This is a genomic window from Pseudonocardia sp. SID8383 (genome assembly GCF_009864975.1).
GTDB classification, from domain to species: Bacteria; Actinomycetota; Actinomycetes; order Mycobacteriales; family Pseudonocardiaceae; genus Pseudonocardia; species Pseudonocardia alni.
Map to the genome: position 1 here is coordinate 1 of NZ_WWFY01000517.1, position 12,540 is coordinate 12,540.

Genomic DNA, 12,540 nt, shown 5'->3' on the forward strand with positions numbered 1-12,540 from the left:
CCAGCAGCACCGCCAGCGCGGCGCCGTCGAGCCGGGCACCGGCCGGGGACCACCCCAGCAGCGCCGCCAGCACGCCGAGCAGCACCACCTGGATCACGACGACGGCGGCGACCGCGGCCAGCCGCCCGCACACCAGCAGCCAGCGGGGCAGCGCCGTCGCGGCCAGCCTGCGCAGCGCCCCGTAGCGGCGGTCGAAGCCGAGCGCGATGGCCTGGCTGGTGAACGCCGAGCTCATCACGGCCAGCGCCAGCATGGAGGCGAACAGCCACGCCACCCGCGGCTCCGGGGCGGGCACCGCCGGGACGAGCGTGAGCCCGGCGAGCAGCGCCGCCGGGATGAGCAGGGTCAGCAGCACCTGCTCGGCGTTGCGCAGCGCGAGCCGGGTCTCCAGGCCGCCCTGGGCCCGCAGCATGGTCAGCGCGTTGCCGCGGCCGGGGGCGGGGGTGAACAGGCCCTCGGGGAAGGGGGTCGTCACGAGCGCAGCTCCCGTCCGGTGAGGTCGAGGAAGACGTCCTCCAGGCTGCGGCGCACGACCTGGACGTCGTCGGCGAGCACGCCCTGGTCGGCACACCACGAGGTGATGGCGGCGAGCGCGCCCGGGTCGATCCGGCCGCGGACCCGGTAGCGGCCGGGGGAGGTCTCGCAGCTGGCGTAGCCGGCGGGCAGCCGGGCGTCGAGACCGGCGACGTCCATGCCGGGCCGGGCCCGGAACCGCAGCTCGGTCTGGTCGCCCGCGGTGAGCTGGGCGGGCGAGCCGTGCGCGACGACCCGGCCGTGGTCGATGATGACGACGTCGTCGGCGAGCTGCTCGGCCTCGTCCATCAGATGGGTGGTGAGCAGCACCCCGACGCCGTCGCGGCGCAGCGCCCGGACCAGGTCCCACACCAGGTGGCGGGCCTGCGGGTCCAGACCGGCGGTCGGCTCGTCGAGGAACACCAGCTCGGGGCGCCCGACGACGGCGCAGGCCAGCGCCAGGCGCTGCTGCTCCCCACCGGACAGCCGCTTGTACGGGGTGCCCGCCCGCGGGCGCAGGCCGAGCACGTCGATGAGCATGTCGACGTCGAGCGGGTGCGCGGCGCAGTCGGCGACCAGGTGCAGCATCTCCCCGGTCCGCACGGCCGGGTAGGCGCCGCCGCCCTGCGGCATGACGCCCACCCGGGGGCGGACGGCCTCGTCGGCCGGGTCGTGACCGAGGACCCGCACCCGTCCGGCCGAGGGCGCCCGGAACCCGGTGCACACCTCGACGGTCGAGGACTTGCCGGCGCCGTTCGGGCCGAGCAGGGCGAGCACCTCGCCGCGGGCGAGGTCGAGGTCGATGCCGTCGACGGCGGTCGTGGGTCCGTAGCGCACGACGAGGCCGCGGATCTCCAGGGCGGCGCTCACCGGGCGGGCTCCGGGTCCGACGGCGCGCGGGTCCCGGCGGTGGCGTCGCCCGGGGTGCCGGTGCCGTCGTCCGGGCGGGCCGGGTCACCGGCGTCACCGGCGTCACCGGGGGAGCGGATCAGCCGGGCGACCACGTACAGCGCGAGGGTGTACATGGCGGCGCCCGCGGTGATGGCCAGCGGCAGCTGGAACCCGCGGAAGAAGAAGTCGGCGCCGGTGGGCGGCACGGCCAGCGCGAGCACGACCGACAGCAGCAGCAGGCCGCGGCGGTAGAACGGCATCGCCCGGGTCACGACCAGCGGCAGCAGCGCCCAGAACAGGTACCAGGGGTGCACGACCGGGCCGAGCAGCACGACGGCGCCGAGCCCGAGGCCGGTGCCGGTGACCGGGTCGACCTTCCCGCGCAGGCAGCCGAGCAGCAGCACGACCACGATCACCGCGATCGGCAGCACGAACAGGCTGCGCATCAGGCCCATCGTGGTCTCGGTGTGGTCGCCGAGCCCGGCGAGCCGGCCGACCTGCCCGGCGAGCAGCCCCAGGTTGGTGCTGATCGACATGGGCGAGATGAGCACGCTGGGTGCGGACAGCCCGCGCACCCAGTTGAACCCCAGCCCGGTGGCCAGGCTGAAGAAGGTGAGCACGGCCGCGGCGATCGCGGACAGCCAGGCCGTCATCACGGCCCAGTCGAGGAGCCTGCCGCCGCGCCTGCGGACCAGGTACACGCCGACGAAGCCGAGCGCGAGCAGCGCCGGGAGCTTCACCGAGGCCGCGGCGACGATCAGCGCGGCACCGCCGGTGATCCGCCACCACGGCCGGACGGTGTCGTCGCGCCCGAGCATCACCCAGAGCCCGAGCAGCAGCAGCGGCAGCATGATCGACTCGTTGTGGATCCCGCTGACCATGTGGAACAGCACCAGCGGGTTCGCCGCGCCGAGCCACAGGACCAGGCCGGCGTCGAGGTCGAACCGGGAGGCCAGCCGGGGCAGCACCCACACCATCAGGGCGACGCCGAGCAGCGCGAGCAGCCGGTGCTCGAGGATGCCGAGCACCACGTTCTCCCCGGACAGCGCGGTGATCCCGCGGCCGAGGCCGAGGAACAGCGGGCCGTAGGGCGCCGGGGTGTCGCGCCAGACCGTGGGGATCCCGCGGACCAGCGGGTCGTCGATGCCGAGCGCCTGCGCGGGACCGATCGAGTACGGATCGATCCCGCGGGCGAGCGTCGCGCTCTGGGCGAGGTAGCTGTAGATGTCCTTGGAGAACATCGGCGGCGCCAGCGCCAGCGGCACCCCCCACAGGATCGCGGTGCGGCCGAGCTCGCGGCGCTCGGGCGCGGGGTGGTGCGCTCCGCGGGTGGTGAGCATCCGGGCGATCCACAGCCAGGCCGTGACCACCATGAGCAGGCCCGCGTAGGTGACGGCGATCGCGAGGGTGACGTTGCGCGAGGGGAGCCCGATCACGCGCAGCCCGTTGAGCGGGTTCGGTACCGGGAACGCCCCGGAGCCCAGCGCGCTGATCCCCATCAGCAGGGCGCCGGTCAGACCGAGGATCCGCGCGATCCGGGCCTGCTCACGCAGGCCGCGCCGGGCCGGGTGGCCGGTCGACGGCGGTGTGGCGGGGGGATCGGACGGCGCCGCACGCGTCGGGGGGTCGTCGCGCCCGGGCGGGGCGACCTCGGGCGTCACCATGGGAGGAGAGGTTAGTGGTGCGGTGACGGGGGGTCCGGTACCGGCCCTCACCTGCGATCGGAGTGAGCCCGGTCACCACGGCGGGGGGTCTGTTTTGCCGTGCCGGGCCATATACGCAACACTGATGTTGTGAAAACGGACCGGACAGCGCCGCGGCGCCTCGACGACCCTGCCTGCGGGCACGGCGTCGGCGGCGACGCCGTGGTGCCCGTCGGGTCCGGGACGGGTACCCGCGCCCTCGTGGCGCGGGTGCTCATGGAGCAGGGTCCGGTCACGGCCGCCGTCGTGGCGGCCGAGCTGGAGCTCACCGAGGCCGCCGTGCGCCGGCACCTCGACGCGCTGATCGCCGACGGCGAGGCGGAGGTCCGGGCCCCGGCCCGGTCCGCCCGTCCGCGCGGCCGGGGCCGTCCGGCCCGGGAGTACCTGCTCACCGACACGGGCCGGGTCCGGTTCGGGCACGGGTACGACGACCTGGCCACCCAGGCACTGCGCTTCCTCGCCGAGACGGCGGGGGAGGAGGCGGTCGACGCCTTCGCGCGGCACCGGGTGCGCGAGCTGCTCGGGTCCGACCTCGATGCGGTGACCGCCCCGGCGGAGCCCGCAGAACGCGTCGAAGCGCTGGCCCGGGTGCTCAGCGCCCGCGGCTACGCTGCGCAGGCCCGCCACGGCGGCTTCGGGGTGCAGCTGTGCCAGCACCACTGCCCGGTGGCCCACGTGGCCACCGAGTTCCCGGAACTCTGCGAGGCCGAGACGCGTGCGTTCGCCGAGCTGCTGGGTACGCACGTGCAGCGGCTGGCCACCATCGCCCGCGGCGACGCCGCGTGCACCACACACGTCCCGCTCGAGGATCCCGAACTCCTCGCGCGGGCGAGAGGTAAGAAGCAAGGCCGTTCCGTCACCGTGAGTGGGAGACCCACTGCGCAGGTGCGGCAGGTGCAAGAAGAAGGGGGCTCCGCCGACGGCGGGACCCTCTCCCACCACGGTCCCCGAAAGGGAGGCAGTCCTTATGACGACCACTCCTGATGTGCGCACCGAGCTCACGCAGGAGGAGACGATCGCGGCGCTCGGCCGGTACGACTTCGGCTGGGCCGACTCCGACGAGGCGGGCTCCATCGCGAAGCGTGGCCTGTCCTCCGAGGTCGTCGCCGACATCTCCCGCCTGAAGAGCGAGCCCGAGTGGATGCTGGAGTTCCGGCAGAAGGCGCTCGACATCTTCGGCAAGAAGCCGATGCCGCGCTGGGGCTCCGACCTGTCCGGGATCGACTTCGACAACATCAAGTACTTCGTGCGCTCCTCGGAGAAGCAGGCAGCCACCTGGGACGACCTGCCCGAGGACATCAAGAACACCTACGACAAGCTGGGGATCCCGGAGGCCGAGAAGGCCCGCCTGGTCTCCGGTGTCGCGGCGCAGTACGAGTCCGAGGTCGTCTACCACTCGATCCGCGAGGACCTCGAGCAGCAGGGCGTCATCTTCCTGGACACCGACACCGCGCTGAAGGAGCACCCGGAGCTGTTCCGGGAGTACTTCGGCTCGGTCATCCCGTCCGGTGACAACAAGTTCTCCGCCCTGAACTCCGCGGTCTGGTCCGGTGGCTCGTTCATCTACGTGCCGCCGGGCGTGCACGTGGACATCCCGCTGCAGGCCTACTTCCGGATCAACACCGAGAACATGGGCCAGTTCGAGCGGACGCTGATCATCGTCGACGAGGGTGCCTACGTGCACTACGTCGAGGGCTGCACCGCGCCGATCTACAAGACCGACTCGCTGCACTCGGCCGTCGTCGAGATCGTGGTCAAGAAGGGCGGCCGCTGCCGCTACACCACGATCCAGAACTGGTCGAACAACGTCTACAACCTGGTCACCAAGCGCGCCAAGGCCGAGGAGGGCGCGACCATGGAGTGGGTCGACGGCAACCTCGGATCCAAGGTGACCATGAAGTACCCGGCCGTGTGGCTGATGGGCGAGCACGCCAAGGGCGAGGTCCTCTCGATCGCGTTCGCGGGCGAGGGCCAGCACCAGGACGCCGGCGCCAAGATGGTCCACCTCGCGCCCAACACCTCCTCGACGATCGTGTCGAAGTCGGTGGCGCGCGGCGGCGGGCGCACGTCCTACCGCGGCCTGATCCAGGTCAACCCGCGGGCGCGCAACTCCCGCTCGACGGTGAAGTGCGACGCGCTGCTGGTCGACACGATCTCGCGCTCGGACACCTACCCCTACGTCGACATCCGCAACGACGACGTGTCGATGGGGCACGAGGCCACCGTCTCCAAGGTCTCCGACGACCAGCTCTTCTACCTGATGAGCCGCGGTCTGACCGAGGACGAGGCCATGGCCATGGTCGTGCGCGGGTTCGTCGAGCCCATCGCGCGCGAGCTGCCGATGGAGTACGCGCTGGAGCTGAACCGGCTGATCGAGCTGCAGATGGAGGGTTCCGTCGGATGACGACGAGTGACGTTGCCGGCCTCGCGCCCGAGCTGAAGGGCGCCAAGGAGGGGCAGGGCGAGGTCCCGATCGCCTCGGCCGGCGAGCGCTTCCAGTCCTTCGACGTGGAGGCGTTCGAGGTCCCCGGTGGCCGCGAGGAGAACTGGCGGTTCACCCCGCTGCGCCGGCTCAAGGGCCTGCACGACGGCAGTGCCGCGTTCGAGGGCACCGCGCCGGTCTCGGTCACCGAGGCCGCCGGGGTGACCGTCGAGAAGGTCGGCCGCGACGACGCCCGGATCGGCGAGGGCGGTGTCCCGTTCGACCGGGTCGCCGCAGCGGCCTGGTCCGGGTTCGGCGAGGCCACCCTGGTCACCCTGGACGGGGAGAAGCTCGATCCGGTGACCGTCACCGTGGACGGCCCCGGCGAGGGCGTCACGGCGGCCGGCCACCTGCACATCCGCACCACCCCGCACACACAGGCGACGGTCGTCGTCGTGCACCGGGGGTCGGGCGTGCTGGCCGACAACACCGAGGTCGTCCTGGGCGACGGCTCGCAGCTCACGCTGGTCGTGACCGAGGAGTGGGCCGACGACGCCGTGCACGTGGGCGCCGAGCACTACTCGATCGGGCGCGACGCCACCCTGCGGGCCACCACGGTCCAGCTGGGCGGCGACCTGGTCCGGGTCTCCTCGACCGTGCGCTACGCCGGCCCCGGCGGCGACGCCGAGCTCATCGGGCTCGGCTTCACCGACGCCGGCCAGCACCTCGAGCAGCGGCTGCTGGTGGACCACGCGGTGCCGAACTGCAAGTCCAACGTGCTCTACAAGAACGCGCTGCAGAGCCTGACGAAGGACTCCTCGCACGTGGTGTGGATCGGCGACGTGCTGATCCGGGCCGCCGCCGAGAACACCGAGACCTTCGAGTTCAACCGGAACCTGGTGCTCACCGAGCACTGCCGCGCCGACTCCGTGCCCAACCTGGAGATCGAGACCGGCGAGATCGTGAGCGCGGGCCACGCCAGCGCCACCGGCCGGTTCGACGACGAGCAGCTGTTCTACCTGCGCAGCCGCGGCATCCCCGAGGACCAGGCGCGTCGCCTGGTCGTCCGCGGGTTCTTCGGCGAGGTCCTGAACAAGATCACGCTGCCGGAGCTCAAGGAGCGCCTCGAGGCGGCCGTCGAGGCCGAGCTCGCGCTCACCGGCGTCTGAGCGCAGCTCGGCACCGATTCCGCACACTTCCCGAATACGGAGCGACCACCACCGATGTCCACTCTGGAGATCAAGGACCTGCACGCCTCGGTCGAGACCGAGGACGGCCCCAAGGAGATCCTGCGCGGTGTGAACCTCACCGTCCGCGCGGGCGAGACGCACGCGATCATGGGGCCGAACGGCTCCGGCAAGTCCACGCTGGCCTACGCCATCGCCGGGCACCCGAAGTACACCGTCACCGGTGGCGAGGTGCTGCTGGACGGCGAGAACGTCCTGGAGATGTCGGTCGACGAGCGGGCGCGGGCCGGGCTGTTCCTGGCCATGCAGTACCCGGTCGAGGTCCCGGGCGTGTCGATGGCGAACTTCCTGCGCTCGGCGGCCACGGCCACCCGCGGCGAGGCGCCGAAGCTGCGGACCTGGGTCAAGGAGGTCAAGGAGGCCATGGCCGGCCTCGACATCTCCCCGGAGTTCGCCGACCGCTCGGTCAACGAGGGCTTCTCCGGCGGTGAGAAGAAGCGCCACGAGGTGCTCCAGCTCGAGCTGCTGAACCCGAAGTTCGCCGTGCTCGACGAGACCGACTCCGGCCTCGACGTCGACGCCCTGCGCGTCGTGTCCGAGGGCGTGAACCGGTACCGGTCGGGCGGCGAGACCGGCGTCCTGCTGATCACGCACTACACGCGGATCCTGAACCACATCAAGCCGGACCGCGTGCACGTGTTCTCCGGCGGCCGCGTCGTCGAGTCCGGCGGCCCCGAGCTGGCCGACGAGCTGGAGAAGAACGGCTACGTCCGGTTCACCCAGGCCGACAAGGCGGCGGCGGGCCAGAAGGCACTGGCCTGACCATGACCCTCACCCACGGAACCGGGACCACGGCCGGCCTCGACGCCGACGCCGTGGCCCGGATCCGGGCGGACTTCCCGATCCTCGCGCGCACGGTGCGCGAGGAGAAGCCGCTGGTCTACCTCGACTCCGGTGCGACCTCCCAGCGGCCGCGCCAGGTGCTCGACGCCGAGCGCACGTTCCTGGAGCGGCACAACGCGGCCGTCCACCGGGGCGCGCACCAGCTCGCCGAGGAGGCCACCGACGCCTACGAGTCCGCCCGGGCACGCATCGCGGCGTTCGTCGGTGCGAACGACGACGAGGTCGTGTTCGTCAAGAACGCGACCGAGGGCATCAACCTGGTCGCCTACGGCCTGGGCAACGCCTCGGTCCGGACCGGGCTCGACGCCGCCTCCGAACGGTTCGCGCTCGGCCCCGGTGACGAGGTCGTCGTCACCGAGCTGGAGCACCACGCGAACCTCATCCCCTGGCAGGAGCTGTGCCGGCGGACCGGCGCGACCCTGCGCTGGTACTCCGTCACCGACGACGGCCGGATCGACCTCGACTCGCTCGAGCTCACCGACCGGACGCGGGTCGTGGCCTTCACCCACCAGTCGAACGTCACCGGCGCCGTCGCGCCGGTCGCGCAGCTGGTGGAGCGGGCCGCCGCGGTCGGCGCGCTGACCGTGCTCGACGCCTGCCAGTCGGTGCCGCACATGCCGGTCGACCTGCACCGGCTCGGGGTGGACTTCGCGGTCTTCTCCGGGCACAAGATGCTCGGGCCCTCCGGGGTCGGCGTCCTCTACGGCCGCCGGGAGCTCCTCGAGGCGCTCCCGCCGTTCCTCACCGGTGGCTCGATGATCGAGACGGTCCGGATGGAGGGCGCGACCTGGGCGCCGCCGCCGCAGAAGTTCGAGGCCGGGGTGCCGATGACGTCGCAGGCCGTCGGCCTCGGCGCCGCGGTCGACTACCTCGAGGCGATCGGGATGGACACCGTCGCCGCGCACGAGGCGTCGCTGACCGCGGCCGCGCTCGAGCAGTTGTCCGCGATCGACGGGCTGCGCATCGTCGGGCCGCCCGGAGCGGAGCTGCGTGGGGGAGCGGTGTCGTTCGTCGTGGACGGCATCCACGCCCACGACCTGTCCCAGGTGCTCGACGACGCCGGTGTCGCCATCCGCGTGGGTCACCACTGCGCGTGGCCGCTGCACCGGCGCTTCGGCATCGTGGCCAGCGCCCGGGCGTCGTTCGCGGTGTACAACACCCTGGACGAGGTCACCGCGCTGGCCGACGGGGTGCGCGCCGCCCAGAAGTTCTTCGGGACGGTGTGACGTGCAGCTGCAGCAGATGTACCAGGAGATCATCCTGGACCACTACCGCGACCCGCACGGCGCCGGTCTGCGCGAGCCCTACGACGCCGAGACCCACCACGTGAACCCCACCTGCGGGGACGAGGTCACGCTGCGGGTCAAGGTCGACGGGGACGTGGTCACCGACGTGTCCTACGAGACGCTGGGCTGCTCGATCAGCCAGGCGTCGGTGTCGGTGCTGCACGACCTCGTCGCCGGGAAGCCGGTCGGCGAGGCGTGGAAGATCATGGCGTCGTTCCAGGAGATGGCCCAGGGACGAGGCAGGGTCGAGCCCGACGAGGACGTCATCGGCGACGGCGTGGCCTTCGCCGGCGTCGCCAAGTACCCGGCGCGGGTCAAGTGTGCTCTCCTGGGCTGGATGGCATTCAAGGACGCGGTGAGCCGCACCGACGCCCGCATCGAGAACTCCGAGGGGAGTCCGGCATGAGCGAGACCACCGAACAGAGCACCTCCGAGGACGTGGTGCGCGGCGCGGCGGGCATGCCCGAGCCGCCCGCCCGGGCCGACGCCGGTGACGGCGCGACCCTCGAGGCCCTGGAGGAGGCGATGAAGGACGTCGTCGACCCCGAGCTGGGCATCAACGTCGTCGACCTCGGCCTCGTCTACGGCATCGACCGGGACGGCGGGACCGCCGTCATCGACATGACGCTGACCTCGGCGGCCTGCCCGCTGACCGACGTGATCGAGGAGCAGACCCGCTCCGCGCTCACCGCCGGTCCCGACGGCGGCCTGGTCGACGACGTCCGGATCAACTGGGTCTGGATGCCGCCGTGGGGCCCCGAGAAGATCACCGAGGACGGCCGCGAGCAGCTGCGGGCCCTTGGCTTCCGGGTCTGACGACCCCGCACCGCCCCCGACGGGCCGGATCCCCACCAGGGGGTCCGGCCCGTCGTCGTCTCACGGGAAGTAGACCTCCCGCAGCCGGTCCTCCAGCCCCGCGACGGCGCCGGTGTCGACACCGAGGTGCTCCTCCAGCGCGTCCCGGACCCGCGCGGGAGAGGTGAGGTCGTGCCGCGCCACGCCGCCGTCGGCGGTGCGCACGGTGAGCCGGGTCCCGTCGAGGGTGGTCCGGTGCTCCGGGGTGGTGCGCGCGGCGACGAGCCCGGTCCGGAAGTGCGACGCCGGGTGGTGGGTCAGGTACCAGGAGCCCATCGCGAAGTCGACGTCCGGGGCGGGGACCAGGTCGAAGACGTACTGGTCGGCCCAGTCACCGCTGCCGCGCCGCTGCAGGACCCAGGCACCGTGGTCGTCGCGGGTATAGCGGTAGGTCGCCTGCGGGGTCGGCTGCTCCAGCCCGGCGACGAGCCGCAGCGCGGTGGTCGGCACCGTCGAGCCGAACCCGGCGTCGACGGTGAAGCGGCCCTCCGTGGTGTCGACGAGGGTGAGCCGGTGGGTGCGCGACGTCGGCGGGTCCGCCGGGGCCAGGCCGAGGCGGACCCGGCCGACGAGCGGGGTGACCTGGTACCCCACCGCCGCCAGCACGTCGTACAGCAGGCGGTTGTGCTCGAAGCACCAGCCGCCGCGCCGGCCGTGGACCAGCTTCGCCGCGACGCCGTCGGAGGTGGTCGGCGGCTCGACACCGGTGAACGGGTCGAGGTTCTCGAACGGGATGGTCGCGTTGTGCGCGGTCACGACCCGGTCGAGCAGCGCCCGGTCCGGTGCCGCCCGGTCGACCCCGAGGAGGTCGAGGTACGCGGCGGCGGAGGTGGTCACCGTGCTCGTCATGGTGCCCGAGGCTGTCACCTCGACCCGGGTTCAGGTCAAGGATCAGCGTTCGCGGGCGCCGCGTAGCGCCCACGCCCGCAGGTGGGAGTAGCCGCGGGTGTGCAGTGTCGCGATCCGCCGCAGGTCGAAGCGCGGGTCGTCGCGCAGCGACTCGAACATCTCCTTGTCGACCAGCACCGTGTCCGGGCGGGCCTCGGAGGTGAGCCGGGCCGCGACGTTGACGACCTCGCCGTAGACGTCGCCGTAGCGGGCCAGCACCATGCCGTGGGCGAGGCCGATCCGCAGCTGCGGCAGCGCCGGCTCGGTCCGGACCCGGTCGCGCAGGCCGAGCGCGATGGCCGCGGCGTCGGCGGGGTGCTCGGTGACGTAGAGGACCTCGTCGCCGACGGTCTTGATCACCCGTCCCCGGCCGTTCGCGATGACCTCGGTCGTCACCGAGCCGAACCGCTCGATCATCTCGCCGAGCTCGTCCATGGAACGGCGGCGGGTGGTGCGGGTGAACCCGACCATGTCGGCGAACCCGACCGACAGCGGCCAGGTGTCGGCCGCGATGTGCGCGGCGTCCAACCGCTGCGCCCCCGCGACCCAGCGCGACGCCGTCGCCGCGAGGTGGCGGCGCCACACGTAGGACTGCAGCGACTCCAGCTCGGGCAGCACGTCGGCGGCGAGCCGGGCCGCGTCGCGCGGGGTCAGCTCGCCGATGTGTGCGGCGGCGACCTGGGCGAGCATGCCGATCTGCCACTCGGCGAGCCGTGACAGCGACTGCGCGACCGCGCGGGCGACCGCCTCGCGGGCGTTCTTGTCGGGCAGCCAGTCCCGGGTGAGGCGGGCGACGGTGCTGGCCGCCTCCAGGTCGGCGCGGGTGTAGACGCGGTCCTCCGGATCGGAGTCCGCGAACCCCAGCGCCCGCCAGAGCCGCCCCGACTCCTCCGGGTCGAGCCCCGCGGCCGCCACCAGCTCGTCGCGGGTGAACTCGCGGGGCGCGCCCAGGATGAACTCGTCCAGCGCCCCGTCGTCGATCTCGCTCCAGTCGATCGAGGCGGGGTCGGGCAGCGGACGGGGTGGTCCGGGTTCGGACGTCACGCGATCACGTGGTGTGCACGACGAGCACGTCCACGCCGGCACGGCGGGTCGCGTCGGCGGGCACCGAGCCGAGCAGCCGCCCGGAGAAGGTGTTCAGACCGCGGTTGCCGATCACGAGCAGGTCGGCGCTGTGCTCCTTGACCGCCTTGCGGAGGACGTCGACCGGCGCGCCGTCCTCGGCGAAGGTCGAGACGTCCTTCGCGCCGGCGGCGGCGGCCCGGTCGGAGGCCTCGCGCAGCGCCTCCTCGGCGGGGGTCCAGCCGGTGACGAGGAAGGCCTCGTCCTTCAGCGCGTCCTCGGCGGCCGAGGTGTCCTCCCGGCTGGCCGGGGTGTAGGCGGAGACGATGACCAGTTTCGCGCCGCTGTCCGCGGCCACCCCGGCTGCGCGCTCGACGGCCGCGAACGACGTCGACGAGCCGTCGGTGCCGACGACGATGGTCTTGTATGCGGACACAGGTGCCTCCCGGGGAACGGTCGCGCGTCGCCGGTCCTGCGGCCGGCGTCACCGCGTGCGACGACGTTACTACGTGGTATCCGATCAACTTGTCCTGAGTCCCTCCCGTCATCGCCCTTTCGAGTGAAATGCGGCGGCTGATCGCAGCATGTGCGCTCGTACGGGTGGCGGGGCGGCCCGGAACACGCCGGCCATCCCGGCAAGGGTGCCGGTCAGGTCGTCGCGGCCGGTGAGGAACGCGCGGCCGCTGCGGCCGGCGAAGAACGCGTCGAAGAAGTCCGGCACCAGCTGCGGCGGCATCTCCAGCACGGTGCGCAGCCCGTGGCGGCGCAGGCGGTGCACCGCGCGGGCCGAGCGGGGCCAGAGCAGCCGGCGGGCCGCCGTCGTCGCGGCG

At 72.8% G+C, this 12,540-nt stretch carries 12 protein-coding genes and 2 pseudogenes; 7 read left to right on the forward strand and 7 right to left on the reverse strand.

Translation table 11 applies throughout. The annotated features are described in order from the left end of the window. From GTW08_RS12495 to mptB, 3 genes and pseudogenes are all read right to left on the reverse strand, one after another. Positions 1-412: pseudogene (locus GTW08_RS12495) on the reverse strand (multidrug ABC transporter permease); the annotation flags it as partial. Positions 413-471: 59 nt separating this feature from the next. Further along, positions 472-1,383: an ABC transporter ATP-binding protein gene (locus GTW08_RS12500; protein ID WP_073574730.1), complete on the reverse strand. Its 912-nt coding sequence runs from the start codon at positions 1,381-1,383 to the stop codon at positions 472-474. Then, the gene (gene mptB / locus GTW08_RS12505) at positions 1,380-3,068 is read right to left on the reverse strand and encodes a polyprenol phosphomannose-dependent alpha 1,6 mannosyltransferase MptB (protein ID WP_167379049.1); all 1,689 of its coding nucleotides are present in this window, start codon (positions 3,066-3,068) and stop codon (positions 1,380-1,382) included. Before mptB ends, GTW08_RS12500 begins: the two co-directional genes overlap by 4 nt. A 255-nt stretch (positions 3,069-3,323) precedes the next feature. Here mptB and GTW08_RS12510 point away from each other — a divergent pair, with 255 nt between their 5' ends. From GTW08_RS12510 to GTW08_RS12540, 7 genes are read left to right on the forward strand one after another with little or no spacing between them, the layout of a single operon-like run. Then, entirely contained in the window at positions 3,324-4,091 is a 768-nt protein-coding gene (locus tag GTW08_RS12510; RefSeq protein ID WP_237453791.1) for a helix-turn-helix transcriptional regulator, read from the forward strand. Further along, positions 4,075-5,511 carry a Fe-S cluster assembly protein SufB gene (gene sufB / locus GTW08_RS12515; RefSeq protein WP_062395386.1) on the forward strand — a complete coding sequence of 479 codons (1,437 nt, stop codon included), beginning with the start codon at positions 4,075-4,077 and terminating at the stop codon, positions 5,509-5,511. The genes GTW08_RS12510 and sufB overlap by 17 nt, the downstream gene beginning before the upstream one ends. Next, positions 5,508-6,698: a Fe-S cluster assembly protein SufD gene (sufD, locus tag GTW08_RS12520; RefSeq protein WP_073574731.1), complete on the forward strand. Its 1,191-nt coding sequence runs from the start codon at positions 5,508-5,510 to the stop codon at positions 6,696-6,698. Before sufB ends, sufD begins: the two co-directional genes overlap by 4 nt. Positions 6,699-6,752: 54 nt before the next feature. After that, a complete protein-coding gene (gene sufC, locus GTW08_RS12525; RefSeq protein ID WP_073574732.1) occupies positions 6,753-7,538 on the forward strand; it encodes a Fe-S cluster assembly ATPase SufC in 786 nt (261 codons plus the stop codon). 2 nt (positions 7,539-7,540) lie between these two features. Beyond that, a complete protein-coding gene (locus GTW08_RS12530) occupies positions 7,541-8,845 on the forward strand; it encodes a cysteine desulfurase (RefSeq protein WP_073574733.1) in 1,305 nt (434 codons plus the stop codon). A gap of 1 nt (position 8,846) precedes the next feature. Next, a complete protein-coding gene (gene sufU, locus GTW08_RS12535) occupies positions 8,847-9,311 on the forward strand; it encodes a Fe-S cluster assembly sulfur transfer protein SufU (RefSeq protein ID WP_062395379.1) in 465 nt (154 codons plus the stop codon). Beyond that, positions 9,308-9,721 (forward strand): metal-sulfur cluster assembly factor, encoded by a 414-nt coding sequence (locus tag GTW08_RS12540; RefSeq protein ID WP_020624271.1) that lies wholly within the window; start codon positions 9,308-9,310, stop codon positions 9,719-9,721. Before sufU ends, GTW08_RS12540 begins: the two co-directional genes overlap by 4 nt. A gap of 60 nt (positions 9,722-9,781) precedes the next feature. Here GTW08_RS12540 and GTW08_RS12545 read toward each other — a convergent pair whose 3' ends face one another. The 4 genes and pseudogenes from GTW08_RS12545 to GTW08_RS12560 all read right to left on the reverse strand — a co-directional run. Beyond that, positions 9,782-10,609 (reverse strand): arylamine N-acetyltransferase family protein, encoded by an 828-nt coding sequence (locus GTW08_RS12545; RefSeq protein WP_073574734.1) that lies wholly within the window; start codon positions 10,607-10,609, stop codon positions 9,782-9,784. A 42-nt stretch (positions 10,610-10,651) separates the two neighbouring features. Further along, a complete protein-coding gene (locus tag GTW08_RS12550) occupies positions 10,652-11,692 on the reverse strand; it encodes an adenylate/guanylate cyclase domain-containing protein (RefSeq protein WP_217266865.1) in 1,041 nt (346 codons plus the stop codon). Positions 11,693-11,696: 4 nt separating this feature from the next. Continuing rightward, entirely contained in the window at positions 11,697-12,146 is a 450-nt protein-coding gene (locus GTW08_RS12555) for a universal stress protein (protein WP_062395375.1), read from the reverse strand. A gap of 108 nt (positions 12,147-12,254) precedes the next feature. Further along, positions 12,255-12,540: pseudogene (locus GTW08_RS12560) on the reverse strand (hypothetical protein); the annotation flags it as partial.

What these genes read in the sequence shown, in the direction of transcription:
- GTW08_RS12545 (WP_073574734.1), bottom strand. Translation starts at nt 10,609, where the DNA reads ATGACGAGCACGGTGACCACCTCCGCCGCCGCGTACCTCGACCTCCTC.
- GTW08_RS12530 (WP_073574733.1), top strand. Translation starts at nt 7,541, where the DNA reads ATGACCCTCACCCACGGAACCGGGACCACGGCCGGCCTCGACGCCGAC.
- sufC (WP_073574732.1), top strand. Translation starts at nt 6,753, where the DNA reads ATGTCCACTCTGGAGATCAAGGACCTGCACGCCTCGGTCGAGACCGAG.
- sufD (WP_073574731.1), top strand. Translation starts at nt 5,508, where the DNA reads ATGACGACGAGTGACGTTGCCGGCCTCGCGCCCGAGCTGAAGGGCGCC.
- GTW08_RS12540 (WP_020624271.1), top strand. Translation starts at nt 9,308, where the DNA reads ATGAGCGAGACCACCGAACAGAGCACCTCCGAGGACGTGGTGCGCGGC.
- GTW08_RS12510 (WP_237453791.1), top strand. Translation starts at nt 3,324, where the DNA reads ATGGAGCAGGGTCCGGTCACGGCCGCCGTCGTGGCGGCCGAGCTGGAG.
- mptB (WP_167379049.1), bottom strand. Translation starts at nt 3,068, where the DNA reads ATGGTGACGCCCGAGGTCGCCCCGCCCGGGCGCGACGACCCCCCGACG.
- sufB (WP_062395386.1), top strand. Translation starts at nt 4,075, where the DNA reads ATGACGACCACTCCTGATGTGCGCACCGAGCTCACGCAGGAGGAGACG.